Annotated in this window: 22 protein-coding genes; 10 read left to right on the forward strand and 12 right to left on the reverse strand. The window is 63.1% G+C overall.

Annotated features, from left to right (window positions below; all coding sequences use genetic code 11):
- Positions 1 to 157: 157 nt before the first annotated feature.
- Positions 158 to 1,744, forward strand: coding sequence for a trimethylamine methyltransferase family protein (locus ACQ5BM_RS22845; protein ID WP_429816326.1), 1,587 nt, complete (start codon positions 158 to 160; stop codon positions 1,742 to 1,744).
- A 49-nt stretch (positions 1,745 to 1,793) separates the two neighbouring features.
- On the opposite strand, the gene ACQ5BM_RS22850 is transcribed toward ACQ5BM_RS22845, so the two are convergent.
- Positions 1,794 to 2,243 carry a host attachment protein gene (locus tag ACQ5BM_RS22850; protein WP_429816650.1) on the reverse strand — a complete coding sequence of 150 codons (450 nt, stop codon included), beginning with the start codon at positions 2,241 to 2,243 and terminating at the stop codon, positions 1,794 to 1,796.
- 126 nt (positions 2,244 to 2,369) lie between these two features.
- Positions 2,370 to 3,044 (reverse strand): helix-turn-helix transcriptional regulator, encoded by a 675-nt coding sequence (locus ACQ5BM_RS22855; RefSeq protein WP_429816329.1) that lies wholly within the window; start codon positions 3,042 to 3,044, stop codon positions 2,370 to 2,372.
- 145 nt (positions 3,045 to 3,189) lie between these two features.
- On the opposite strand from ACQ5BM_RS22855, the gene ACQ5BM_RS22860 reads away from it, so the two are divergent.
- The 3 genes from ACQ5BM_RS22860 (at position 3,190) to ACQ5BM_RS22870 (ending at position 6,474) form a co-directional block, all read left to right on the forward strand.
- Entirely contained in the window at positions 3,190 to 3,489 is a 300-nt protein-coding gene (locus tag ACQ5BM_RS22860; RefSeq protein WP_173517482.1) for a hypothetical protein, read from the forward strand.
- A 50-nt stretch (positions 3,490 to 3,539) separates the two neighbouring features.
- Complete coding sequence (locus ACQ5BM_RS22865) at positions 3,540 to 4,640, forward strand: DNA alkylation repair protein (RefSeq protein WP_429816332.1); 1,101 nt, start codon at positions 3,540 to 3,542, stop codon at positions 4,638 to 4,640.
- Between the two features lie 295 nt (positions 4,641 to 4,935).
- The gene (locus ACQ5BM_RS22870; protein ID WP_429816335.1) at positions 4,936 to 6,474 is read left to right on the forward strand and encodes a DEAD/DEAH box helicase; all 1,539 of its coding nucleotides are present in this window, start codon (positions 4,936 to 4,938) and stop codon (positions 6,472 to 6,474) included.
- A gap of 116 nt (positions 6,475 to 6,590) precedes the next feature.
- Here ACQ5BM_RS22870 and ACQ5BM_RS22875 read toward each other — a convergent pair whose 3' ends face one another.
- The 3 genes from ACQ5BM_RS22875 to ACQ5BM_RS22885 all read right to left on the reverse strand — a co-directional run bounded on the left by ACQ5BM_RS22875 (position 6,591) and on the right by ACQ5BM_RS22885 (position 9,060).
- Entirely contained in the window at positions 6,591 to 7,469 is an 879-nt protein-coding gene (locus tag ACQ5BM_RS22875) for a DMT family transporter (RefSeq protein WP_429816337.1), read from the reverse strand.
- Between the two features lie 184 nt (positions 7,470 to 7,653).
- Positions 7,654 to 8,109, reverse strand: coding sequence for a GyrI-like domain-containing protein (locus ACQ5BM_RS22880; protein WP_429816338.1), 456 nt, complete (start codon positions 8,107 to 8,109; stop codon positions 7,654 to 7,656).
- Between the two features lie 81 nt (positions 8,110 to 8,190).
- A complete protein-coding gene (locus ACQ5BM_RS22885; RefSeq protein WP_429816341.1) occupies positions 8,191 to 9,060 on the reverse strand; it encodes a LysR substrate-binding domain-containing protein in 870 nt (289 codons plus the stop codon).
- 81 nt (positions 9,061 to 9,141) lie between these two features.
- Between ACQ5BM_RS22885 and ACQ5BM_RS22890 the strand changes: the two genes are divergently transcribed.
- From ACQ5BM_RS22890 to ACQ5BM_RS22905, 4 genes are all read left to right on the forward strand, one after another.
- Positions 9,142 to 10,227, forward strand: coding sequence for a YeiH family protein (locus ACQ5BM_RS22890; RefSeq protein ID WP_429816343.1), 1,086 nt, complete (start codon positions 9,142 to 9,144; stop codon positions 10,225 to 10,227).
- 223 nt (positions 10,228 to 10,450) lie between these two features.
- Positions 10,451 to 11,845 (forward strand): circularly permuted type 2 ATP-grasp protein, encoded by a 1,395-nt coding sequence (locus ACQ5BM_RS22895; protein WP_429816653.1) that lies wholly within the window; start codon positions 10,451 to 10,453, stop codon positions 11,843 to 11,845.
- Between the two features lie 3 nt (positions 11,846 to 11,848).
- Positions 11,849 to 12,787, forward strand: coding sequence for an alpha-E domain-containing protein (locus tag ACQ5BM_RS22900; protein ID WP_429816345.1), 939 nt, complete (start codon positions 11,849 to 11,851; stop codon positions 12,785 to 12,787).
- 15 nt (positions 12,788 to 12,802) lie between these two features.
- Entirely contained in the window at positions 12,803 to 13,624 is an 822-nt protein-coding gene (locus tag ACQ5BM_RS22905) for a transglutaminase family protein (protein ID WP_429816347.1), read from the forward strand.
- 117 nt (positions 13,625 to 13,741) lie between these two features.
- On the opposite strand, the gene araD is transcribed toward ACQ5BM_RS22905, so the two are convergent.
- From araD to chvE, 6 genes are all read right to left on the reverse strand, one after another.
- Complete coding sequence (gene araD, locus ACQ5BM_RS22910; protein WP_429816349.1) at positions 13,742 to 15,487, reverse strand: L-arabinonate dehydratase; 1,746 nt, start codon at positions 15,485 to 15,487, stop codon at positions 13,742 to 13,744.
- 54 nt (positions 15,488 to 15,541) lie between these two features.
- The gene (locus tag ACQ5BM_RS22915) at positions 15,542 to 16,975 is read right to left on the reverse strand and encodes an aldehyde dehydrogenase family protein (protein ID WP_429816351.1); all 1,434 of its coding nucleotides are present in this window, start codon (positions 16,973 to 16,975) and stop codon (positions 15,542 to 15,544) included.
- 67 nt (positions 16,976 to 17,042) lie between these two features.
- Complete coding sequence (araD1, locus tag ACQ5BM_RS22920; protein ID WP_429816354.1) at positions 17,043 to 18,038, reverse strand: AraD1 family protein; 996 nt, start codon at positions 18,036 to 18,038, stop codon at positions 17,043 to 17,045.
- 170 nt (positions 18,039 to 18,208) lie between these two features.
- Positions 18,209 to 19,417 (reverse strand): multiple monosaccharide ABC transporter permease, encoded by a 1,209-nt coding sequence (gene mmsB / locus ACQ5BM_RS22925; RefSeq protein ID WP_429816356.1) that lies wholly within the window; start codon positions 19,415 to 19,417, stop codon positions 18,209 to 18,211.
- Positions 19,417 to 20,952: a multiple monosaccharide ABC transporter ATP-binding protein gene (mmsA, locus tag ACQ5BM_RS22930; protein ID WP_429816358.1), complete on the reverse strand. Its 1,536-nt coding sequence runs from the start codon at positions 20,950 to 20,952 to the stop codon at positions 19,417 to 19,419. The genes mmsB and mmsA overlap by 1 nt, the downstream gene beginning before the upstream one ends.
- Before the next feature lie 98 nt (positions 20,953 to 21,050).
- Complete coding sequence (chvE, locus tag ACQ5BM_RS22935) at positions 21,051 to 22,118, reverse strand: multiple monosaccharide ABC transporter substrate-binding protein (RefSeq protein WP_173517495.1); 1,068 nt, start codon at positions 22,116 to 22,118, stop codon at positions 21,051 to 21,053.
- 288 nt (positions 22,119 to 22,406) lie between these two features.
- Between chvE and ACQ5BM_RS22940 the strand changes: the two genes are divergently transcribed.
- Positions 22,407 to 23,387, forward strand: coding sequence for a LysR family transcriptional regulator (locus ACQ5BM_RS22940; RefSeq protein WP_429816361.1), 981 nt, complete (start codon positions 22,407 to 22,409; stop codon positions 23,385 to 23,387).
- Positions 23,388 to 23,504: 117 nt separating this feature from the next.
- Positions 23,505 to 23,954 (forward strand): hypothetical protein, encoded by a 450-nt coding sequence (locus ACQ5BM_RS22945; RefSeq protein ID WP_429816364.1) that lies wholly within the window; start codon positions 23,505 to 23,507, stop codon positions 23,952 to 23,954.
- 3 nt (positions 23,955 to 23,957) lie between these two features.
- Here ACQ5BM_RS22945 and ACQ5BM_RS22950 read toward each other — a convergent pair whose 3' ends face one another.
- A complete protein-coding gene (locus tag ACQ5BM_RS22950; protein ID WP_429816365.1) occupies positions 23,958 to 24,212 on the reverse strand; it encodes a hypothetical protein in 255 nt (84 codons plus the stop codon).
- Positions 24,213 to 24,356: the final 144 nt, after the last annotated feature.

Genomic DNA, 24,356 nt, shown 5'->3' on the forward strand with positions numbered 1-24,356 from the left:
CCGATTTCGACCCGTCTTGAACGCTTGCGCCATCGCACTGCGAAAATGCGTCAGCGGCAACGATTTACTCCACAAGAGAACTGAACTGTCGCAAATGGCGGGCCATCGCCACCGAGAATCTGCGACACACACCCATCGGCAACGCGGTGGGACCATCATGAACAACGATCAGTTTCCCGATGCAGCAACCGGCGATGCGGCCTCGACGCCGCTGGAGCGGCGACGCAGGCCGGGCGGCCGCGGAGCAGAACGGGCTCGCAAGTCCACAGGCGGGAAATACCTCAATCTCGTCAATACGTTGAGCAAATCGACGATCCTTTCGGAAGATGCGATCGAGGCGATCCATGACGCGTCGCTGACCATCCTCGAAGAGATCGGCATGGACATCATCCTGCCGGAAGCGCGTGACCGGATGAAGGCTGCCGGCGCTGACGTGACGCCCGGCACCGACCGGGTGCGCTTCGACCGCGGCCTGATCATGGAGATGGTCGCGTCAGCGCCCTCCTCCTTCACCATGCATGCCCGCAACCCGGCGCGCAACGTCGCGATCGGCGGCAACAATCTCGTCTTCGCCCAGATCGCCAGCGCGCCTTTTGTCGCCGATCGTGACGGTGGCCGCCGCACCGGCAACCACGAAGATTTCCGCAAGCTGGTGAAGCTCGCCCAGTCCTACGACATCGTCCACACGACCGGCGGCTATCCCGTCGAGCCCGTGGACCTGCACGCGTCCGTGCGTCACCTCGACTGCCTCTCCGACATGGTGAAGCTGACGGACAAGGTCTTCCACGTCTATTCACTCGGGCGGCAGCGCAACACCGACGGCATCGAGATCGCCCGCATCGGCCGCGGCATTTCCATGGAGCAGATGGAGCGCGAACCGTCGCTCTTCACCATCATCAACACCTCCTCGCCGCTGCGCCTCGATGGACCGATGCTGCAAGGGATCATCGAGATGTCCTCGCGCAATCAGGTGGTGGTGGTCACGCCCTTTACGCTGGCCGGCGCCATGGCCCCCGTGACGATCGCCGGTGCCCTGGTGCAGCAGAACGCCGAGGCGCTCTGCGGCATCGCCTTCACCCAGATGGTCCGGCGCGGGGCGCCTGTGATGTATGGCGGCTTTACCTCGAATGTCGACATGAAGACCGGCGCGCCGGCCTTCGGCACGCCCGAATACATGAAGGCGGTGGTTGCTGGCGGCCAGCTCGCGCGCAAATACAACATCCCCTACCGCACCTCGAACACCAATGCCGCCAATACGCTCGATGCCCAGGCGGCCTACGAGTCGGCGATGTCGCTCTGGGCGCTGACGCAAGGGGGCGGCAATTTCGTCATGCATGCCGCCGGCTGGACCGAAGGCGGGCTCACCGCCTCCTTCGAGAAGTTCATCCTCGACGTCGACATGCTGCAGATGGTGGCGGAATATCTGGCGCCGCTCGATGTCAGCGAGGATGCCCTCGGCCTCGATGCCGTGCGCGACGTTGGTCCCGGTGGCCACTACTTCGGCACGCTGCATACGCTGCAGCGCTACGAAACGGCCTTCTATTCGCCGATCCTTTCCGACTGGCGCAATTTCGAGACCTGGACCGAAGCCGGGCGACCGACGACCTACGACCACGCCAACCGGATCTTCAAGCAGAAGCTCAACGAATACGAGCGGCCGCCCCTCGACCCTGCGATCGAGGAGGAGCTCGATGCCTTTGTCGCCAAGCGCAAGGCAGAAGGCGGCGTCCCGACGGACTTCTGACGGGGCGCGCGCCCAAGAGATGCATTGCGAAGCTTAATCTCGCCCGAACTTAGGGGAACACCGCGGCCCGCGCTGTCGCGATCAGTTGCTCGGTGGTGGCCGCAACGCAATTGCGGTCGATCTCGGCGACCGTCCGCTCCCGGACGTGCGTGGAAAGGTGCTTCCTGAGATCGCCGAGCGTCTTTGGAGCCGCGCAGATCACCAGGCTGTCGAAAGCATGGTCGGCGGCGTAGCTCTCCAGTTTTTCAGCCACGTCTGCAACGAAGCGTTGCTGCTCTTCGCGAACGGGATCGCTCTTGTATTCCATTGCGGATCGGCCGTATCCGACCGAAGTGTGCGACCGACCCGGCTTGTCGGCCATGATGTCCTGCACGCGCTTGGGTTCGGTGTGAAAAGTCTCCTCGTCCGGTCGCTGGCGGCACTCTTTCAAGAGATTAACGCCCTTGACGATGCGCGCGGTGTTGCCGTCCGCGACCAGTATCCATGTCCGGTTCTGCACGATTGTCTCCCAGTGAAAGGTGTGGATCGTGGCGGGCCGAAGAGGCCCTTTAAAGAAACGCACGAGGCCCGGTTCGGTTCCATAGGCGGCCGCTTCCGCGCCATTTATTTGCGCCCGCGGTGGCATCTACATCCGTGCAAGATAGGCTTCGAAGCTGCGCTCGGGCATCGCCTCGTAGCGTTCGCGTTCGACCTGGAGCGAACTGATCCGGTCGACCCGGAAATCCCGGAAGTCCGACCTCAGCTCGCACCAGCCGGTCAGCAGCCAGTTATGACCGAAGACGCTGAGGCCGAGCGGCCAGATGGTGCGCTCGGAGTGCTCGTCCTTGAGGCTGTCATAGGCAAGCCGAAGCTTGCGCCGCTCGGCGATCGCCTGTCGGAGATCGCCGAGCAGTGCCGGCGGTTCCGGCTGGAGTGCCGAGCGGAAGGCGCGAAGCGGTGCCGCCGTCAGCCGCTGCCGGTGTTCGGGCGGCAGACCGTGGGCGATCTTCTCCATCGCCTCGCGCGCCGACTGGGCAAGCCGCCCGTCGCCCAGCATCTGCACGGCGCGGGCACCGAAGGCGAGCGCTTCGAGCTGCTCGAAGGTGAAGGCGAGCGGCGGCGCGTCGAAGGCCCCGCGCAGCAGATAGCCGACGCCGCGCTCGCCATCGATCGGAGCGCCCGAGGCGATCAGATGCTCCATGTCGCGGTAGATCGTCCGTTGAGCGACCTCCATCTTCTCGGCGATCTCACGCGCCGTCATCGCCCGCCCGGTGGCGCGCATGAGCTGGATGATGCGAAAGAGCCGGTCGGCGGGTCTCATGCGTGGCCTCCTTCGCCGTCGTGCCGCACGTTTGAAGGGGTACAGCGACCGCCCGCCACACACAAGCATGCGAAGGTCGACTATGGCCATAAGGCTGTCAGTTGCCCTGTGCTAAATCAAGCTCCAACAGACATGGAGCATGAACATGACCAGCGATCACATCCTTGAGCTTGCCGTTTGCATCGTCCTCGACAAGCCCGCGGCGACAGCCACGCGCCACCGGGCGATGCAAGCCGTTTCCCGCTATCCCGGCTTCATCTCCTGGCGCGCGGTCGACTCCTGCGAGACGTCGGGAATGTTTGCGGATCTGGTCGAATGGGAGACGCTGGAGGCTGCCCGATCCGCCGGTGAACGCGTTCGGGTCGATCCGGAGTTTGCGCCTTATGCGGCAACGATCAGTGCGGTAATGCTGGTGCAGCATTTTACCGACGGCCAGAAGATCTGAGCGCCAGAGAGACGAGAGTCCAGAGAGACGAGAGGAAGGACTGCCTGACAATGGCCGAGCCACTGAAGAACCTGCTGCACCCCGGCGTCGTCACGGACATTGCCGACCGGATCGCCCGTGGCGCCAGCGCCTTCGATCGGGCAAAATTCCTGAGGTTCGCGGGCGATGGCCTCGAGGCGCTGGAACTGATGCAGCGTTCGCTCAAGATCCGCGACGCGCTCGTCGAGACCTTGCCGCAACCGTTTGCCGGGGCCGCCGAGATTCTCGCAGCCTGCCTGCCCCGGGATGGCGTTCCCGGCATCAGCGGCTGGGCGCTTCTGCCCGTCAGCCAGTTTGTCGCCCTGCGCGGTCTCGAGGACTTCGATCTGTCGCTATCGCTGCTGCGCGCCTTGACACCGCATTTCACCGGCGAGTTCGGCATTCGCGTCTTCATCGATCACGACCAGGATCGCGCACTGGCGACGATCCGGACCTGGACCGGCGACGCCAACCATCACGTCCGGCGGCTGGCGAGCGAAGGTACGCGGCCGCGCCTGCCCTGGGCAATGCGTCTGCCGAAACTCATTCGCGATCCGAAACCGATCCTGCCGATCCTGACGGCGCTCCTCGACGACCCCGAGGACTATGTGCGCCGCTCGGTCGCCAACAGTCTCAACGACATTGCCAAGGACCACCCGGATATGGTGGCAGCCTTCGTCGCCGAACATGTCGGCGATGCGCCACCTGAGCGTCGCCAGCTTCTGCGCCACGCCTCGCGCACGCTCCTGAAGCAGGGGCATTCCGCCGCGCTTTCGAATTTCGGCTTCGCCCCTCCGAGCCGCGTCCACGCCCGCCTCTCGCTCGACCGCTCCGAAATCGTGCTCGGCGAAAGCCTCGGCCTGCGCCTTGCAATCAGCCATCAGGCCAAAACCAGCCAGAAGGTGATGATCGACTACGCCGTGCACCATCGCAAGGCGAACGGCTCGACAACACCCAAAGTCTTCAAATGGACATCGGCGACGCTTGCGCCCGGCGGCTCGATCGAGATCGAGAAACGCCATGCGATCCGGCCGATCACGACGCGCCGCTACTATGCCGGCACGCACCGCATCGTCATCCTCGTCAACGGACAGGAAGCGGCGGAAGCCGGTTTTGAACTCGCGCTGGAGTAGATCTCATTTCGCACCTGCGAAAAGATGCACCTTGACTTTTTCGTCCAAACCAACGACATGGTGCCCAGCGTCACCTTCCGGCCGCCGCGTGAGCGCGCCCTCGGCAAGCACTGAAAGCCGAGAAGAAGGTATAGCGCACCCATCGCCGCACTAGGCGGCATAGCACAGGCGCTTGACGACTTTCTTTAACCCACAAGTTCCCAATTCACGCGGGGTTCTTGACGCCGAACGACACCGGAACAGCAAGGATGCGGTTCCGGCGAATGCGTTTGGCGCCCCCAAAAGGTATATGCATTTGTCCACCTTTAAAGATCTCGGCCTCTCCCAGCACATTCTGGACACCCTGTCCGCCAACGGCTTCGAAAAACCGACGCCGATCCAGGCGCAGGCCATTCCGCAGGTGCTGAAGGGCAACGATCTCATCGGTCTCGCCCAGACCGGCACCGGCAAGACGGCCGCCTTCGGCCTGCCAATGATCGAAAAGCTCGTTGCCGAAGGCAGACGTCCTGACCCCCGCAACATCCGCGCCCTCGTGCTCGCTCCGACCCGCGAACTGGTCAACCAGATCGCTGCCAACCTCAAGCTCTTCGTCAAGAAGTCTCCGCTGAAGATCGGCGTCGTCGTCGGTGGCGTCTCGATCAACAAGCAGACCGAACAGCTCGCCCGCGGCGTCGATATCCTGGTCGCAACGCCGGGCCGCCTGCTCGATCTCGTCGCCCGCAAGGCCGTGACACTGACGCAGGGGCGCTACCTCGTGCTCGACGAAGCCGACCAGATGCTCGACCTCGGCTTCATCCACGACCTGCGCAAGATTTCCAAGCTCGTGCCGAAGACCCGCCAGACGCTGCTGTTCTCGGCGACCATGCCGAAGCAGATCGCGGATCTCGCGGGTGAATATCTGACCAACCCGGTCAAGGTCGAAGTGACGCCTCCGGGCAAGGCCGCCGACAAGGTCGAGCAGTATGTGCACTTCGTGCCCGGCAAGGACCTGAAGACGCAGATCCTCAAGCAGTCGCTGACCGACAATCCGGACGGCCTGTCGCTGATCTTCAGCCGCACCAAGCATGGCGCCGAGAAGCTGATGAAGCATCTCGACCACGTCGGCTTCAAGGCCGCTTCGATCCATGGCAACAAGAGCCAGGGCCAGCGCGAGCGCGCGCTGAAGGCGTTCCGTGACGGCGAAATCCGCGTGCTGGTCGCGACCGACGTCGCCGCCCGCGGCATCGACATCCCCGGCGTCACCCACGTCTACAACTACGACCTGCCGGAAGTGCCCGACGCCTATGTTCACCGCATCGGCCGCACCGCCCGTGCCGGCCGCGACGGCATCGCGATCGCTTTCTGCGCACCGGACGAAATCCGCCTGCTGCGTGACATCGAGAAGCTGATGGGCATCTCTATCGCCGTTGCCAGCGGCGAAGCGCCGGCCGACCAGGCACGCGCCGCTAAAAGCCGCAGCGGCCGCGGCAATGGCCATCGCAAGGGCAACGGCGGCGGCCAGCACCAGAACGGCGGTCGCCCGCGTCGTGAACGCCCGGCCGGAGAACCGATTGCCGTCACCAGCGGCTTCACCGGCGATGACCTGCTGCGCGACGAACGCCGCCCGCAGAAGCAGGAGCGCCGTGACCATGGCCATCCGCAGAACGACGGCCGTGGCGAGGGTAACCGCAACCACGAAGGCAAGAAGCACCATGGTCGCCCCGGCCAGAAGCAGGGCGAACGGCGTGACCGCAACCATGGCGGCCGCAACGACAACCGCGGTGGCGGCGAGCGCCGCGACGGTGGCCAGGGCATGCGCCGTGGTGCCGGCGGCGGCCGCGGCCACCAGGGCTGATCCCTAGACTAGAAATCGTCGATACGGACGGCGGGTCGTTTCGGCCCGCCGTTTGAGTTTCTGGTTATTCGCATGTCGTTATCGCAAAACCGCCGCACACTTTTGCGCGACATGCTTTATGCCCGTTGCTTGCGGTTGGTGAGATAGACCCCGGCAACGGCGATCACCGTTCCGATGATCATCGGCAGGGTCAGCGCCTCGCCGAAGAAAATAGCCGCCTGCACCGCCGCAAGCGGCGGCACGAGATAGATCAGCGATGCCGCGCGCGACACCTGGCCACGCCGAATGAGATAGAGCAGCAGCGCGATCGCCCCCATCGAAAGCCCCAGCACCGACCAGGCGAGCGCCGCAACGACCTGAAGATTCCAGGTGACATGCAGGTCCTCCAGCAGCAGCGCCAGCGGAACTGTGACGATCAGCGCGCCGAGATATTGAAGGGCCGCGATGGTGCGGATATCGCCGCTCTGCAGATGGCGCTTCTGGTAGAGCGTGCCGTAGGTGACGGCGCCCATTCCGAGCACGTTGACGATGACGGGCAGGAGATGGATCGGCGTCGCACCGGTATCGATCGCCAGCACCTTCGGCAGCACCGCAAGAGCAATGCCGAAGAAGCCGAGCACCAGCCCGAGCTTTTGTTGGATCGTCAGTTTTTCGTCGATGACGAAGGCGGCGGTGACCGCCGTCATCAGCGGCTGCAGGCCGGCAATGATGCCGGAAATGCCAGCGGGCACGCCCTCGCCGATCGCCCACCAGACCGCCCCGAGATAGAGTCCATGCAGGAACATGCCCGACACCACGGCGTGGCCGGCTACCGCCCACGATTTCGGCCATCGGGCGCCGGTCGCGACACAGAACAGGATGAAGAGCGCGATCGCCAGTGTGTAGCGCAGCACCAGAAAGGTCAGCGGATCGGCATAAACCGCCGCATATTTCGCGACGACCCAGCCGGTCGACCAGAGCAGAACGAAGATGGCGGGGGCCAGGCGGGCGAGCATAATGAGCCTATCGGGGTGACGGTGGCGAAAGGGCAAAGCAATACAACGCGCCTTCCGGGATGGCTCGAAGCCGCTATAACACTTTGATCTGCCGTTGATTTCTGCTCAAACCCTCTGATTTGAGCACTCATGCAAGTATCCGTGACCCCATTGATGGTCAAAGCAATTTTTCTGATGGCAAGCATCAGCCAATCGGAACCATCAGCCGCAGCGGGGAAAGCGACAGCGAGACGAACCCGGGTTCGTACTCTTCGCGATAGTGCAGCAGGGCCGTGTCGACCGCGTACCCCTCGGCCGCAATCCAATCGAACATTTTCTGGTAGTGCGCGAAAACGTCGCCGCTCTCCGGATGATGCAAGGCCGTGGCGAAGCGCATCTGCGGCAGGTCGACATGCCCGGGGTGAACCGTCGCCTCGGCCTCGTCCGAGACATAACCGACGAGATAGCGGAAACCGTCCGGTCGGCCGTTCCAGGAAAGGCCGACCAAGGCGGCATGATCCCTGGGGTGAAGGCGCCTGTGATGCTCCTGCATCTCGGCGATCAGCCGGCGTACGGCGCCATCGGCCGCCTCGACGAAAGTCCCTTCCCAGAAGGCACCGGCAATACGCTGTGCGGGTCTCTCGACGATTTCGAATGCCATGGTCACCTCTTCAAGCGAAAGACCCTACAAGGATTGCCCATTTTCCCGCGTTGCAGCCGCGCGAGCAAAACGAAATTTGCCTCAAAGCAGTTCCACGAAGGCGCGCGCCGCATGGCTGAACTGTCTTTCACGATGGGTCAGCAGTTCGAAGCTGCGCTCCGCGAGTTCGAACGGCAGCTCGACCAGGCGGCCACTATCGACGAAGGGCTGGGCGGCAAGCCGGGAAACGGCCGTCACGAACGGACCGCCTTCGACAGCCGTCAGCACCGCTTCGTTGGAAGGCAGCTCGAGCTCGATCTTCAACCCCTCGAGGTCCGCTCCATGATCACCCATCGATTGCAGGAACATTGCCCGCGTACCGGACCCCTCTTCGCGCAGCACCCAACGCGCCGCAAGCAGCATCGCCAGATTGACCGGGGCGCCGACGAGCGGATGAGCGGGTGAAGCATAGACCGCGATGCGATCGATCGCGACGCGGCGATGGTCGAGCTTGGCACCATCGACCCGCCCTTCGACGAAGCCGAGCTGTGCGGTCCCCTCCTCCACTGCTTCGGCGACGACGGCCGTATTGCGCACGGTCAGCTTCACGTCGACCTGCGGATAGTCGTGGGTGAAGCGGGCGAGACGCGCCGGCAGCCAGTAGCTCGCAACCGTCTGGCTTGCGGCAATCGAGAGTTCGCCGCGGCGAAGCTGCGAGAGATCGTTGAGACAGGCAGTCGCTGCCGTCGCCCGGGCGAGGACCGCCCTCGCTTCCGGCAGGAACGCCTTGCCGGCGTCCGTCAGCGCCAAGCCGCGGCCGACCCGATCGAACAACCGCACGTCGTGCTGGGTTTCGAGCGCGGCGATTGCGGCGCTTGCCGCCGACTGGGTGACGTTCATCGCCTCGGCGGCTTTGGTCATGTGCAGGCGCTCGGCGACCGCGACGAAGATTCTAAGCTGATCGAGTGTCATGGCAGATCAATCTCAAAAATCGATCAGAATGACAAGAATAATCCGTTAGACTGATTCATGGATCGGCGTAGGTTGCGCGCCATGTCCAGATTGCATCCCACATCCCGCTTCGCTCTTTCATCCTCCATTTCCCGTCTGACGTGTATTCTTCCGGGACTTTTCCTCTGCTGTCTCGTCGCGCTCGCGGCCATCGGCCTCGAATGGATCGAGTGGCGCTGGACAGGTCGGGCCTGGCTGGAGGCCCTTGTTCTTGCCATTCTTCTTGGCGCCATCGTGCGCACCATCTGGACGCCCGGCGCCCGCTTCCTCTCCGGCATCCATTTCTCCGCCAAGGTTCTGCTGGAGACGGCGATCGTCCTGATCGGTGCCATGCTGAGCTTCGACGCGATCGTCGCGAGCGGGCCGACGCTGCTCGCCACCATCGTCTCCATGGTGTTGCTGTCGATCTCGACCGGTTACCTGATCGCAAGGCTGCTCGGCCTGCCGAAACGCCTGGCGACGCTGATCGCCTGCGGCAACGCCATCTGCGGCAACTCCGCCATCGCGGCCGTTGCTCCCGCGATCGGCGCCCGCGGCGAAGAGGTGGCAGCCGCCATCTCGTTCACCGCCATTCTCGGCATCGCCGTCGTCCTGTCGCTGCCCTTCGTCGGCGGCTGGCTCGGCATGACGCCGCAGGGCTACGGCGTCTTTGCCGGCATGACGGTCTATGCCGTGCCGCAGGTGCTGGCCGCTGCCAGCCCTTTCAGTTCGCTCTCGGTTCAGGTCGGCACGCTCGTCAAGCTCGTGCGCGTGCTGATGCTCGGCCCCGTCGTCTTCTGTTTCTCGCTGATCGGCGGCCGCGATGCCGAGCCTGAATCCGTGCCGGGCGAGCGCCATAAAGCGGGTTCGCGTCTCGCCACCGTCGCCCACTTCGTTCCCTGGTTCATCCTCGGTTTCCTGGCCGTCGCCATCGCCCGCAACAGCGGTGTAATCTCCGATCCGCTCGCGACAGGCGCCGTGAAGGCCTCCACCTGGCTGACCGTCATCGCCATGGCCGCTCTCGGCCTCGAGGTCGACATCCGCACGCTCGCTAATGCCGGCCCGCGCGCCAGTGCCGCTGCCCTGCTCTCGCTCCTCGTTCTCTGCATACTGTCGGCGCTCGCAATCGCCTGCCTTGGGCTCGGTTAGCCTCGAGAACCGAGCCCAATTTTAGAGCATGTGCATATTTTGTAGCCGAACGGCAGCCACAGTTTTTCGGCGGCTGGATCCCGCTGCCCGGATGTTGGGCAGTTTTCCCCGCAAACAGGCGTCAATTTTCTTTTCAGGCGACTGAGCACGCTTCTTGCATTGCAACCAGCGTTGTACTCAAATGGTCAAAAATAAGGGGACCACGCCTTTGGCATTTGACGAAATGATGAATGCGGACAGCAGTCCGCGCCAGCCATATTCGACCTATCATGAATGGTATGCCAGCCAGGACAGAAATCGGCTCATAGCGAAATCCAAGGAAGCCGAGAACATATTCCGCAAAACCGGCATCACCTTCGCAGTCTACGGACACGCGGACTCCTCCGAAAAGCTCATCCCCTTCGATCTTATCCCCCGCATCATCTCCGGCCGCGAATGGCGCAAGCTCGCCCAAGGCATCGAACAGCGGGTCATCGCCCTCAACGCCTTCCTCGACGACATCTACCACAAGCAGGAAATCATCCGCGCCGGCCGCATCCCGCGCGAACTGATCGAGAAGAATGAAGCATTTCTGCCGCAGATGATCGGCTTCAGGCCGCCGGGCGGCGTCTACACCCACATCGTCGGCACCGACATCGTGCGCACCGGCGAAGACCAGTTCTATGTGCTGGAGGACAATGCGCGCACGCCGTCCGGCGTCAGCTACATGCTGGAAAACCGCGAAACGATGATGCAGATGTTCCCGGAACTCTTCCATCAGAACCGCGTACGCCCGGTCGAGAACTATCCCTATCTGCTGCGCCAGAGCCTTGCTTCGCTCGCCCCTCCCGGCTGCAGCGGCAAGCCGCGCGTCGCGGTTCTGACGCCCGGCATCTACAACTCCGCCTTCTACGAACACGCCTTCCTCGCCGACATGATGGGCGTGGAACTCGTCGAGGGCTCGGATCTGCGGGTCATCGACGGCAAGGTGAAGATGCGCACGACCCGCGGCTACGAGGCGATCGATGTGCTCTACCGCCGCGTCGACGACGACTTCCTCGATCCGCTGACCTTCCGGCCGGATTCGGCGCTCGGCATTCCCGGCATCATGGATGTCTACCGCGCCGGCAACATCACGATCGCCAACGCCCCCGGCACCGGGATTTCCGACGATAAGGCGATCTATTCCTACATGCCCGAGATCGTCGAGTTCTACACCGGTCGTAAGCCGCTGCTCGAAAACGTGCCCACCTGGCGCTGTTCCGAGCCGCAGAGCCTGAAATACGTGCTCGAACATCTGGAAGAGCTGGTGGTCAAGGAAGTGCACGGTTCCGGCGGCTACGGCATGCTGGTTGGACCGACGGCGACCAGGAAGGAGCGCGCCGTCTTTGCGGAAAAGCTGAAGAGCCGCCCCAACAACTACATCGCCCAGCCGACGCTTTCCCTCTCCACCGTACCGATCCTCGTCAACAAGGGCATTGCGCCCCGGCACGTCGACCTTCGCCCCTATGTCCTCGTCTCCGACAAGGTGCAGATCATCCCCGGCGGCCTGACGCGCGTGGCGCTCAAGGCCGGTTCGCTCGTCGTGAATTCCAGCCAGGGCGGCGGGACCAAGGACACCTGGGTGCTGGAGGACTGAGAGATGCTGGGAAGAACTGCAAACGGCCTCTACTGGATGTTCCGCTACATCGAGCGCGCGGAAAACGGCGCCCGGCTGATCGATGCCGGCCTGCGCATGTCGCTGACGCGCAGCGAAGCGAGCGAAGACGATTGGGACGGCGTGCTGCAAAGCGCCGGCGTGCGCGAAAACTATGACGAGGTGCACGACAAGCTGACGAGCATCGACGCGATCGACTTCCTGCTGCGCGACCGCGCCAATCCGTCGAGTGTGATGTCCTGCATCGAGGCAGGCCGCCACAACGCCCGCATGGTGCGCACGGCGCTCACCCGTGAGACCTGGGAAGCGACCAACGAATGCTGGATCGAGATGAAGGCGATGCTTTCCAAGAAGGCGCGTCCGACCGACATGCCGGAGATCATCGACACGATCAAGCGCCGCGCCGGTCTCATCCGCGGCGCATTCCACGGCACGATGCTCAGAAACGAGATCTTCAACTTCTCGCGCATCGGCACCTTCATCGAGCGGGCCGACAATACCGCCCGGATCCTCGACGTGAAATACTACGTGCTTTTGCCGGCGGTCGCCGCCGTCGGCTCGTCCATGGACAATGTGCAGTGGGAATCGATCCTGCGGTCGGTCTCGGCGCACCGCGCCTACGGCTGGGTCTATGATGCCGAGCTTCGCCCCGCCAATATCGCGGACTTCCTGATTTCCAACGGCCGCATGCCGCGTTCGCTAGCCTATTGCTACGAGAAGATCGCCAGCAACCTCGGCTATCTCGAGCGGGAATATGGCGAGCGCCACGCCGCCCACGACACGGCCGACCGCACGCTCGCATCGCTGCGCAGCCAGTCCATCAAGGACATCATGGACCAGGGTCTGCACGAATATCTCGAAGGCTTCATCAGCCACAACAACCGTCTGGGACAGGAAATCTCCGACGGTTACCGGTTCTATTGAGTTCGGGAGGATGGCATGCACCTGAAGATCAGCCACACGACCGAATACCACTATGACGAGCCCGTGCAATACGCGCTGCAGCGCCTGCGGCTAACGCCGTTGACGCAGCCTGGCCAGACCGTGCTCGGCTGGCAGACGCTGGTTGACGGCGCCGCGATCGAAGTGAGCTACGACGATCACTTCGGCAACCGGGTTCACCTGGTCAGCGTCGACGGCGACCGCGAGGCGATCCGCATCACCGCCTCCGGCGAGGTCCATACGGAGGACCGCGCCGGCGTCTTCGGCCCGCATCAGTCCTACGTGCCGCTGTGGCTCTATGCCCGCGAAACGCCTCTGACCAAGGCCGGCAAATTGATCCGGGAACTGGCGAAATCTGCCGAGGGCGATACCGATCTTGCCCGCATGCATGCGCTGATGGCGACGATCCACGAGGCGGTGGAGTACAAGCCCGGCGAGACCCATGCGGAGACGACGGCCGAGGATGCGCTGGAAAGCGGCCGCGGCGTCTGCCAGGACCACGCCCATATCCTGATCGCGGCGGCGCGCTCGCTCGACCTGCCGGCCCGTTACATCTCAGGCTATCTGATGATGGAGGGTCAGCCTGACCAAACGGCGAGCCACGCCTGGGCGGAAATTCATCTGAACGGACTGGGCTGGGTCGGCTTCGACGCCGCCAACAAGATTTGCCCCAACGACCGCTATGTCCGGATCGCCTCTGGCCTCTGCTACCGCGACGCCGCGCCTATATCGGGCCTGATCCATGGCGAAGCCAAGGAGACGCTCAAAGTATCGGTGACGGTCGAACAGCAGCAAAGCCAGAGTCAGAGCCAGTCATAAGACCGGTAACTTTCGCGATGGCGCGCAAAGCTTGCGCACTCTTTCGATCGATCGGATCAAAAATGGAAATGCCGCACCGACAAGCGGTGCGGCATTGCATTCCAACAGCCAGAAAAATCAGTGGCTGTCGCGGTTCATCGGAATGTCCGCGCCGCGCGGACCGACGAGGAAGTCCAGATCCGCGCCGGTATCGGCTTGCATGACCGTCTTGACGTAGAGGCCGCCATAGCCACCGGCAAGCGGCTTCACCGGCGACACCCAGGCCGCGCGACGGCGAGCCAGTTCCTCATCCGAAACCTCGAGGTGGATGGTGCGAGCCGGCACGTCGACGGCGATCATGTCGCCATTCTCCACGAGCGCCAGCGGACCGCCATCGGCCGCCTCCGGTGCGGTGTGCAGGATCACCGTGCCATAGGCCGTGCCGGACATGCGCGCATCGGAAATGCGGATCATGTCGGTGATGCCCTTCTTCAGGACTTTCGGCGGCAGGCCCATATTACCGACCTCGGCCATGCCGGGATAACCCTTCGGGCCGCAATATTTCAGCACCATGATGCAGGTCTCGTCGATATCGAGATCGTCGCGATTGATGCGGGCGTGGTAGTCCTCGATGCTCTCGAACACGACGGCGCGGCCCTTGTGCTGCATCAGGTGCGGCGAAGCGGCGGACGGCTTCAGGACGCAGCCCTTCGGCGCCAGGTTGCCGCGCAGCACCGCGATGCCGCCGGACTTGGTCAGTGCCTTGTCGCGCGGCACGATGACGTCGTCGTTGTAGTTCACCGCATCCTTGACGTCGGTCCAGATCGTATCGCCGGTGACCGTCAGCGCCTCCTTATGCAAGAGGCCCATTTCGCCGACGGCCTTGATCACGACCGGAAGGCCACCGGCGTAATAGAACTCCTCCATCAGGTATTTGCCCGACGGCTGCAGGTTGACGATCGTCGGTACGTCGCGGCCGAGGCGATCCCAATCGTCGAGCGTCAGGTCGACGCCGATGCGGCCGGCAAGCGCCAGGAGGTGGAGCACGGCGTTGGTCGAGCCGCCGACGGCGCCGTTGACGCGGATGGCATTCTCGAAGGCTTCCTTCGTTAGGATGTCCGAGGGCTTCAGGTCCTCCTTGACCATCTCGACGATGCGGCGGCCGGAAAGCTGCGAGATCACCCGCCGACGTGCGTCGACCGCGGGGATCGCCGCATTGCCGGGCAGCGTCATTCCCAAGGCTTCCGCCATCGAGGCCATGGTGGAAGCGGTGCCCATGGTCATGCAGCTTCCGGCCGAGCGGGCCATGCCCTGTTCCGCATCCATGAACTCGGTCAGCGACATCTCGCCGGATTTCACCATTTCCGAGAATTGCCAGATCGCCGTGCCGGAGCCGACGTCCTTGCCGCGCCACTTGCCGTTCAGCATCGGGCCGCCGGAAACGAGGATGACCGGGATATCGACGCTGGCAGCCCCCATCAGCAGGCTCGGCGTGGTCTTGTCACAGCCGCCGAGCAGCACGACACCATCGACCGGATTGCCGCGGATCGCCTCTTCCACGTCCATCGCCGCAAGATTGCGGAACATCATCGCCGTCGGGCGCAGCGTGCTTTCGCCGACGGAGAACACCGGAAACTCAACCGGGAAGCCGCCCGCCTCGTAGACGCCGCGCTTCACCCGCTCGGCAAGGTCGCGCAGATGCGCGTTGCACGGCGTCAGCTCCGACCAGGTGTTACAGATGCCGATGATCGGCCGCCCGTCGAACGTGTCGGCGGGCAGACCCTGGTTCTTCATCCAGGAGCGATGCATGATGGCATTCTTGCCCGTACCGCCGAACCACTCCTGGGAACGGAGCTTGCGCGGCCACTCAGCTTTCTTCTTCATCTTTTCCTTCCTTGAGCGGCCCGCGCAGATCACGCGGGCCCTGCACGGCTTCCCTTAGGCCAGGGTATAGGCCGTCTTGACGGTGGTGTAGAACTCGGCGGCGTAGCGTCCCTGCTCGCGCGAGCCGTAGGACGAGCCCTTGCGGCCGCCGAAGGGCACGTGGAAATCGACGCCCGCCGTCGGCAGGTTGACCATCACCATGCCGGCTTCGGCATTGCGCTTGAAATGGGTCGCATGCTTGAGGCTGGTGGTGGCGATGCCGGAGGACAGGCCGAAGGGCGTGTCGTTGGCGACCGAGAGCGCCTCGTCGTAGTCGCGGACGCGGATGACGGCGGCGACCGGCCCGAAGATCTCCTCGCGGGAGATGCGCATCGCGTTCGTCGCCTCGGTGAACAGCGCCGGCTGCAGGTAGAAGCCGGGCGTGTCGCGCTTCAGAAGCTCGCCGCCAAAAGCCAGCTTCGCGCCTTCCTGCTTGCCGATGGCGATGTAATCGGTGTCCTGGTTGAGCTGGCTCTCGTCGACCACCGGGCCGATATGGGTGCCGGCCTTCAGCGCATCATCGATCGTCAGCCCTTTCATCCGTTCGCCCACGGCCGCCACGAAACGATCGTGAATGCCTTCGGTGACGATGATGCGCGAGGACGCGGTGCAGCGCTGGCCGGTGGAGAAGAAGGCGGAATTGACCGCCGCCTCGACCGCCACAGAAAGATCGGCGTCGTCGAGCACGACGAAGGGGTTCTTGCCGCCCATCTCCAGCTGGTACTTGCGATTGTGCTCGACGGAGGCGGCAGCGACGCGCTTGCCGGTGCCGACCGAGCCGGTGAAGGTGATGGCGTGGATATCGGGGCTGTCGAGCATCGCCTGGCCGACGACCGAGCCCTTGCCCATGACAAGGTTGAGCACGCCCTTCGGCAGGCCGGCGCGATGCAGGATGTCGACGATCGCCCAGGAACTGCCGGGCACCAGTTCGGCCGGCTTGAAGACGACGGTGTTGCCGTAGCAGAGCGCCGGGGCGATCTTCCAGGCGGGAATGGCGATCGGGAAGTTCCAGGGGGTGATGATGCCGACGACGCCGACCGGCTCGCGGGTGATCTCGACGCCGATATTGGGCCGCGCCGACGGCAACACTTCGCCAGCCAGGCGCAGGCACTCGCCGGCGAAGAAGTCGAAGATCTGGCCGGCACGCACGGTCTCGCCGATGCCTTCGACCAGCGTCTTGCCTTCCTCGCGCGACAGGAGCTTTCCGAGCTCGTCCTTGCGGGCGAGGATCTCGTCGGCGGCCTTCCTCAGGATCGCATGGCGCTCGAGGATGCCGGAGCGCGACCAGGCGGGAAATGCTTTCCTTGCGGCCGCGATCGCCGCCCGCGCATCGTCAGCCGAGGCGCGGGCATATTCGCCCACCACGTCATTGGTGTTCGACGGGTTGATGTTGGCAACCCCGTCGCCGCCGACCCATTCGCCGGCAATCAGGTTCTGGTGCAATGTCATAGGCTTCGAGCCTCCTTGATAAAGGCGCATGACCGCTCCGGGTGAACGGTCGCGCTTAGGAGATGTGTCAGAGCTGGCTTATGGCGACCTGTTCTTCCGCGGCGATGGCAAGGGCGTTGCGAAGCGGAAGGCCGAAGCCCGACGCCTCGATCTCGAACACGTCGCCTTCCTCGGTGCGCATGCCATCGCCGAAGGAGAGCGTCGCCGTCCCGAACATGTGAACGTGGATGTCGCCCGGCTGGCGGAACAGTGCGTACTTGAAATGATGATGCTCAAGATTGGCGAAACTGTGCGACATGTTGGCTTCGCCAGACAGGAACGGTTTCTCCCACAGTACCTTGCCGCCACGCAGGATCCGCGACATGCCGCGGATATCTTCCGGCGCTGCGCCGATGCGGATTTCCGGACCGAAGCTCGCCTGCCGCAGCTTCGAATGCGCCAGCCAGAGATAGTTGACCCGCTCGGTCTTGTGGTCGGAGAACTCGTTGGCGACGGCAAAGCCGATGCGGCACGGCACCCCCTTGTCGGAGATCACGTAGATGCCGGCCATTTCCGGCTCTTCGCCGCCGTCCTCGGCAAAAGAGGGCGAGATGAGCGCAGCACCGGGGGCCACGGCGCTGGTGCCGTTGCCCTTGTAGAACCATTCCGGCTGCACGCCGATCTCGCCGGCCTTCGGCTTGCCGCCTTCGAGCCCCATGCGGAACATCTTCATCGAGTCCGTCAGCGTTTCCTCGGCCGCCTCGCTCGTCTTCTTGTGCATGGCGTCGCGGGTCGCGGCGGAGCCGAGATGGGTGAGGCCCGTGCCGGTCAGGTGCAGGTGCGCCGGATCCGGATGGGTGATCGGCGGCAGGAAGCGTCCCGCCGCATAGGCCTTGTCGAGGTCGACGGCGGCCCCGAGACCCTTGGCCTCGATCGTCTCCTTCAGGCTGCGCCCGGCATTGGCCGCTTCCATCGCCAGGGCATAGACGCTTGCGGCGCCCTTGACCGCATGCGCGGTTTCTCCGGGCAAGCGCACCGCGACCGTTATCGATCCGTCTTCGTTCCTGATCTGCGAAATCAGCACGATCCTGTCCTTCCTGTCGTCGTTCGGGTCGCAGTCTTCGCCTTCTCAAGGCAAAAGCGTCCCCGTGGGTGACTTTCGCCACCCAATTCCAGCGGGCCAATCCGCCGATCCTGGCAACCGCGGCTGCCGGTGAATGTTACTGGTTCGCGTCGGGTCTTATGGCTTTCGGCTCAACCCTTGTTCTTGTTGTAGACATCGAAGAAGACGGCAGCGAGCAGGACGAGACCCTTGATCAGCTGCTGGTAGTCGATGCCGATGCCCATGATCGACATGCCGTTGTTCATCACGCCCATGATGAAGGCGCCGATCACCGCGCCGATGATCTTGCCGACACCGCCGGACGCCGAGGCGCCGCCGATGAAGCAGGCCGCGATGACGTCGAGCTCGAAGCCGACGCCGGCCTTAGGCGTCGCCGAATTGAGGCGGGCGGTGATGATCATGCCGGCGAGTGCCGCTAGCACGCCCATGTTGACGAAGGTGTAGAAGGTCAGCCGCTCGGTATTGATGCCCGAAAGCTTGGTCGCCTTGACATTGCCGCCCATGGCATAGATGCGGCGGCCGATCGTCGAGCGCGTGGTGATGAAGGTATAGAGCGCAATGAGAACGGCCATGGCGATCAGCACGTTCGGCAGGCCGCGATAGGTCGCAAGCTGGAAGCCGATGAACAGCGCCACGGCGGCGATCACCGCCATCTGCACCGCGAAGAAGACGAAGGGCTCGTTCTCCGTGCCGTGCTGCTCGTTGATCTTGCGGTCGCGAAGGCCCGCATAGATCGCGTAGCCGACGAGCGCGATAACGGCGATGAGTGCCACCACGTTCTGAATGGTCTCGGGTGCCGGATTGAGGAAAAAGAGGAAGTCCGGAACGAAGCCGGTCGACAGCAGTTGGAATTCTTTCGGGAACGGGCCGATCGGGCGGCCGCCGAGCACCACATAGGTGAGCCCGCGGAAGACCAGCATGCCGGCAAGCGTCACGATGAAGGACGGGATCTTCTGGTAGGCCACCCAGTAGCCCTGGGCCGCCCCCATGATGCCGCCGACGATCAGACAGGCCGGGATGACGACAATGGCCGGCAGACCCCATTTGACCAGCATGATCGCCGAGATCGCACCGATAAAGGCGACGATCGAACCGACCGACAGGTCGATATGGCCGGCGACGATGATCAGCAGCATACCGAGCGCCATGATGACGATGAACGAGTTCTGCAGCACCAGGTTGGTGATGTTGACCGGCTTGAACAACACGCCGCTGGTCACGAACTGGAAGAACAGCATGATCACGACGAGTGCGACGAGCAGGCCGTATTCGCGGATGTTGTTCCGAAGATAATCCCCGATCGAGGGTTTGTTGGTTTGGGTGCTCGTATCGGCGACCATTAGTGTTTCTCCCCTGAACGCATGATGGCACGCATGATGGATTCCTGGCTCGCTTCCGCCTTCGAGAGCTCGGCGACGATGCGGCCCTCGTTCATGACGTAGATGCGATCGCAGGTTCCAAGCAGCTCCGGCATTTCCGATGAAATCATCAGGATGCCTTTGCCCTCGGCGGCAAGCTGGTTGATGATGGTGTAGATCTCATACTTCGCGCCGATATCGATACCGCGTGTCGGCTCGTCGAGAATGAGAACTTCCGGATTGGTGAACAGCCATTTGGACAGCACGACCTTCTGCTGGTTGCCGCCCGAAAGGTTGACCGTTTCCTGATAGATCGAGTGCGAACGGATGCGCAGCTTCGAGCGATAGTCGGAGGCGACCTTCGCTTCCTTGCGGTCGTCGATGACGCCGTTTGCCGCAACCGCCTTCAGGTTGGAGAGCGTCGTGTTCTCCTTGATGTTGTTGATCAGCACGAGGCCGAGTTGCTTGCGGTCCTCGGTAACGTAAGCGAGACCCGCGTCGATCGCCCGCGAAATGGTGCTGACATCGACGGGCTTCCCGCGCATCGTCACCTCGCCGGTGATCTTGTGGCCCCAGGACTTGCCGAAGAGGCTCATGGCCGTTTCGGTGCGCCCGGCGCCCATCAGCCCGGCGATGCCGACGACCTCGCCGGCGCGCACGGTGAAATTGACGTCGTGCAGGAACTGCCGGTCGCGGTGATGCTGGTGGAAGACGTTCCAGTTCTTCACCTCCAGCAGCGTCTCGCCGATATTCGGCTCGCGCGGCGGATAGCGGTCTTCCATGGCGCGGCCGACCATGCCCTTGATGATCCGGTCTTCGCCGATGTCTTCGCTGTGACAGTCGAGCGTCTCGACCGTGCCGCCGTCGCGCAGGATGGTGATCTGGTCGGCAACCTTCCGGATCTCGTTCAGCTTGTGCGAAATGATGATCGAGGTCATGCCCTGCGTGCGAAACTCCATCAGGAGCTTCAGCAGCGCATCGGAATCGGTTTCGTTGAGCGAGGCGGTCGGCTCGTCGAGGATCAGGAGCCGCACCTTCTTCGATAGCGCCTTGGCGATCTCGACCAGCTGCTGCTTGCCGACGCCGATGTCGGTGATGAGCGTTGCCGGGGATTCGCTCAAGCCCACCTTCTTCAGGAGTTCCTGCGTGCGGGCGAAGGTCTGCGGCCAGTGGATCACGCCGTTGCTGGCGATCTCGTTGCCGAGGAAGATGTTCTCGGCGATCGAGAGCAGCGGCACCAGCGCCAGTTCCTGGTGGATGATGATGATACCGAGGTCTTCGCTGTCGGAAATCGTCGAGAAGCGTCGGGCTTCGCCGTCATAGTGGATCTCGCCGTCATAGGTGCCGGCGGGATAGACGCCGCTCAGCACCTTCATCAGCGTCGACTTGCCGGCGCCGTTCTCGCCGACGAGTGCGTGAATTTCACCTTCGCGGACCTTGAAGCTGACATTGTCCAGCGCCTTGACGCCCGGAAACGTCTTGGTGATGCCCCGCATTTCAAGAATGATATTGTCCATTTTCAGTCATTCCAGCGGCAGTCTGCGAGAGAGTACCGGCTCCGTCACCTGGATAAAAGGGGTCCGTGCCGTGGCACGGGCCCCCGCGCTCAAAAAGATCAGTTGTTGATCTGGTCTTCGGTGTAGTAGCCCGAGCTGACGAGCACGTCCTTGACGTTGGACTTGTCGACGGCAACCGGCTTCAGCAGGTAGGACGGAACGACCTTGACGCCGTTTTCATACGTCTTGGTGTCGTTCACTTCCGGCTCCTTGCCGTCCATGATCGCATTGACCATGCCGACGGTGACCTTTGCCAGTTCGCGCGTATCCTTGAAGATCGACGAATACTGTTCGCCGGCGAGGATCGACTTGACCGACGGCAGTTCCGCGTCCTGACCGGTGACAACAGGCATCGGCATGTCGCCCGAGCCATAGCCGACGCCCTTCAGCGCCGAGATGATGCCGATCGAGAGGCCATCATAGGGCGACAGCACGCCATCGACCTTGGCGTCGGTGTAGTTCGACGACAGCAGGTTTTCCATGCGGGCCTGGGCAACCGCACCGTCCCAACGCAGCGTGCCGACCTGGTCCATGCCCTTCTGGCCGGACTTGACGACGATCTTGCCGCTGTCGATCAGCGGCTGCAGAACCGACATCGCGCCGTCATAGAAGAAGAAGGCGTTGTTGTCGTCCGGCGAACCACCGAAGAGCTCGATGTTCTTGGGCTCGGTCGCACCGTCGAGCTTGAGGCCCTGGACCAGCGACGTCGCCTGCTGCACGCCGACCTGGAAGTTGTCGAAGGTGGCGTAGTAGTCGACGTTGCCCGAGTCGCGGATCAGGCGGTCATAGGCAATAACCTTGACGCCTGCGTCATGGGCCTTCTGCAGGATGTCGGAGAGCGTCGTGCCGTCGATTGCGCCGATGACGAGAACCTTGGCACCCTTCGTCACCATGTTCTCGATCTGTGCGAGCTGGTTCGGAATGTCGTCGTCAGCGAACTGCAGGTCCGGGGTGTAGCCGGCTTCCTTGAACAGCTTCTCCATCGTCTCGCCGTCGGAAATCCAGCGGGTCGACGTCTTCGTCGGCATGGAAATGCCGACCGTACCCTTGTCCTGCGCAAACACCGGCGCAGCGAAGGACGCGATCGAAATCGCAGCGGCTGCGAGAAGCGAAGTCATCAATTTCATCAGTTCTCTCCCAAAAAAGTTGAAGCCGGCAGGCAAAGCCTTCCCGTCTATGCGCAGTAATCCGCCGCCCGAGATCTTCGTCCCTGGCTGCGGATCAAGGTGAAGGAGAGGCCTCCCCGCCTCGCATGCTCCCACATGCGCTGGCACATGAGTAAAAACTGGAATCAAAACATATAACTGTCAAATACAATATCGCTTTGAATGCATACCAAAAATGATATAGCACTTGCAAACAGTGTGATTTTTGAAAATCCTTGAAAACCAAGGGGAAAATGAAGGAGGCGGAGAATGCGCGACCAGAAGCACGGCACCGCCGGCACGACCGGGGAACTCTTCGATTCGGCGCTCTTCCGCTCCGGCCTGAAGATCAGCCACCTCCGGCTGATTCTCGCGATCGACGATCACAGACGCATCAGCGCCGCCGCCGAAGCCCTCGGAATCTCGCAGCCGGCCGCCTCGCGCATGCTGTCGGAAATCGAGACTATGCTGAAGGCGCCGGTCTGCGAACGCGTGGCCCGCGGCGTCGAACTGACACCCTATGGCGAGGCGCTGGCGCGGCGAGCGCGGACGATCTTTCTGGAGCTTCGGGAGGCCTCTCGCGAAATCAGCGAACTCAAGACCGGCAGCGGCGGCTCGGTCTCGCTGGGCTCGGTCACCGGCCCGGCGCTCAACCTCGCAGTCCCCGCCATTCGCCAGGTGATCACCGCCTATCCCGGCATCGAAATCAACGTCCAGATCGAAAACAGCAACGTGCTGGCGAGGGAACTGCTCGCCGCGCGGCACGACTTCATCATTGGACGCATCCCCGACGACCAGCCGCCGCGGCTCTTCAACATGGTGGAAATCGGTTACGAGGAGGTCTGCCTGATCGTGCGTGATGGCCATCCGCTGCTCGACAAGCCCGTGGTCGGCGCCGAGGACCTGCCCTCCTATGACTGGGTGTTCCAGCCGCCGGGCACGCTGCTCAGACGCGCCGTCGAGGACAGCTTCATGTCCGCCGGGGTCAGGCTGCCGGCGACCGTGATCAACACCTCGTCGATCATCCTGACGCTGTCCATCGTGCGCAACACCAATGCGATCGCGCCGGTGGCGCTCGACGTCGCCAACCTCATTGCCGGCAACCGCACGCCGGCCGGAGAAATCCGCATCCTCAAGACCGAAATCCCGATCCGCATCAAGCCCTACGGGCTGATCACGGCGGAGGGACGCGCACTGCCGCCGAGCGCCAAGCTGCTCTACGACCTCATCCTGAAGCAGGGGCGGGCATGACCCGCCCGGCATGATCCGATGATCAGCCCGGCATGATCGGGTGATCAGCCCGGCATGATCGAATGATCAGCCCGGGATAATCTCCGCCTGCCATGGTGCGCCTCCATTGGAGGCGCCATGTTTGGAATGTCAGTCTTTCAGTCGGTGCTCGAGCGACTGAAAACGGAAGAGGATAGCGAACCGGCACCGGCCGAAGCGACGCGTGTCGCTACGCCCTATGCCCCCGCGCTCGACAGCACCTTTACCGCCGAAGGCGTTGGCCTGGCTTCCTTCGGTGCGGTCGAGCGCGCCTATCTCGACGCGTCTTTCGTGGAGCCGCCGCCCGCGCCCGTCATGCCCAACTTTCTCACCCGTACGAGCCTTGCGGAGATAGCCGAGGAACTGGCGCTTGCGGACGACGAAACGCAAGCAACCCTTGCTGCGAAGCGGCGGGCATTCGCTGGCCTGAACCACCCGGACCGGCTACCGGCCGCCTTCCGCACCAATGCGACCGCGCGGATGAAACTCGCCAACATGCTGATTGACGAAGCCTCTCGGCAGGTGCGTGCGAACAGCCCGGCCCCGTAATCCTCAGCCGGTGGTGCCGTCTTCGTCGCCCTTGTCTTGCTCCTCGTCACCGGCCTTTGCCTCGCCCTTTTCGCTCGGGCTGTAGAAGATCAACAGCGCCGCCGAGGCGTAGGCGGTGATCGCCAGGAAGATCATGCCCCAAAGTGTCTGCTCGCCAACGAACTCGACCACCGTCCACACGGCGCAGAAGAGAACGATCAGCAGACGGATCCACAGCGGGCGGTAAAAGGGGTGATCCGGGTCGATGAACTTGATCATTCTGTCCTCTGGCAACCTTATCTTGAGTGCTCCATTTACGAGAAGTTCGTCCACAACGGCAAGCCTCGGACCACGAACGCCCCTTGACGGGAAGCGCAAAAATGGAATAAAAATTCCGAAAATATACGTATCGGCCGTTTCATT

It is taken from the genome of Ensifer sp. B1-9 (assembly GCF_050474445.1).
GTDB lineage: Bacteria > Pseudomonadota > Alphaproteobacteria > Rhizobiales > Rhizobiaceae > Ensifer.

Coding starts and splice junctions, on each gene's coding strand:
- ACQ5BM_RS22845 (WP_429816326.1), top strand. CDS start 158: ATGAACAACGATCAGTTTCCCGATGCAGCAACCGGCGATGCGGCCTCG.
- ACQ5BM_RS22855 (WP_429816329.1), bottom strand. CDS start 3,044: ATGAGACCCGCCGACCGGCTCTTTCGCATCATCCAGCTCATGCGCGCC.
- ACQ5BM_RS22860 (WP_173517482.1), top strand. CDS start 3,190: ATGACCAGCGATCACATCCTTGAGCTTGCCGTTTGCATCGTCCTCGAC.
- ACQ5BM_RS22865 (WP_429816332.1), top strand. CDS start 3,540: ATGGCCGAGCCACTGAAGAACCTGCTGCACCCCGGCGTCGTCACGGAC.
- ACQ5BM_RS22875 (WP_429816337.1), bottom strand. CDS start 7,469: ATGCTCGCCCGCCTGGCCCCCGCCATCTTCGTTCTGCTCTGGTCGACC.
- ACQ5BM_RS22880 (WP_429816338.1), bottom strand. CDS start 8,109: ATGGCATTCGAAATCGTCGAGAGACCCGCACAGCGTATTGCCGGTGCC.
- ACQ5BM_RS22885 (WP_429816341.1), bottom strand. CDS start 9,060: ATGACACTCGATCAGCTTAGAATCTTCGTCGCGGTCGCCGAGCGCCTG.
- ACQ5BM_RS22890 (WP_429816343.1), top strand. CDS start 9,142: ATGTCCAGATTGCATCCCACATCCCGCTTCGCTCTTTCATCCTCCATT.
- ACQ5BM_RS22895 (WP_429816653.1), top strand. CDS start 10,451: ATGATGAATGCGGACAGCAGTCCGCGCCAGCCATATTCGACCTATCAT.
- ACQ5BM_RS22900 (WP_429816345.1), top strand. CDS start 11,849: ATGCTGGGAAGAACTGCAAACGGCCTCTACTGGATGTTCCGCTACATC.
- ACQ5BM_RS22905 (WP_429816347.1), top strand. CDS start 12,803: ATGCACCTGAAGATCAGCCACACGACCGAATACCACTATGACGAGCCC.
- araD (WP_429816349.1), bottom strand. CDS start 15,487: ATGAAGAAGAAAGCTGAGTGGCCGCGCAAGCTCCGTTCCCAGGAGTGG.
- ACQ5BM_RS22915 (WP_429816351.1), bottom strand. CDS start 16,975: ATGACATTGCACCAGAACCTGATTGCCGGCGAATGGGTCGGCGGCGAC.
- mmsB (WP_429816356.1), bottom strand. CDS start 19,417: ATGGTCGCCGATACGAGCACCCAAACCAACAAACCCTCGATCGGGGAT.
- mmsA (WP_429816358.1), bottom strand. CDS start 20,952: ATGGACAATATCATTCTTGAAATGCGGGGCATCACCAAGACGTTTCCG.
- chvE (WP_173517495.1), bottom strand. CDS start 22,118: ATGAAATTGATGACTTCGCTTCTCGCAGCCGCTGCGATTTCGATCGCG.
- ACQ5BM_RS22940 (WP_429816361.1), top strand. CDS start 22,407: ATGCGCGACCAGAAGCACGGCACCGCCGGCACGACCGGGGAACTCTTC.
- ACQ5BM_RS22945 (WP_429816364.1), top strand. CDS start 23,505: ATGTTTGGAATGTCAGTCTTTCAGTCGGTGCTCGAGCGACTGAAAACG.
- ACQ5BM_RS22950 (WP_429816365.1), bottom strand. CDS start 24,212: ATGATCAAGTTCATCGACCCGGATCACCCCTTTTACCGCCCGCTGTGG.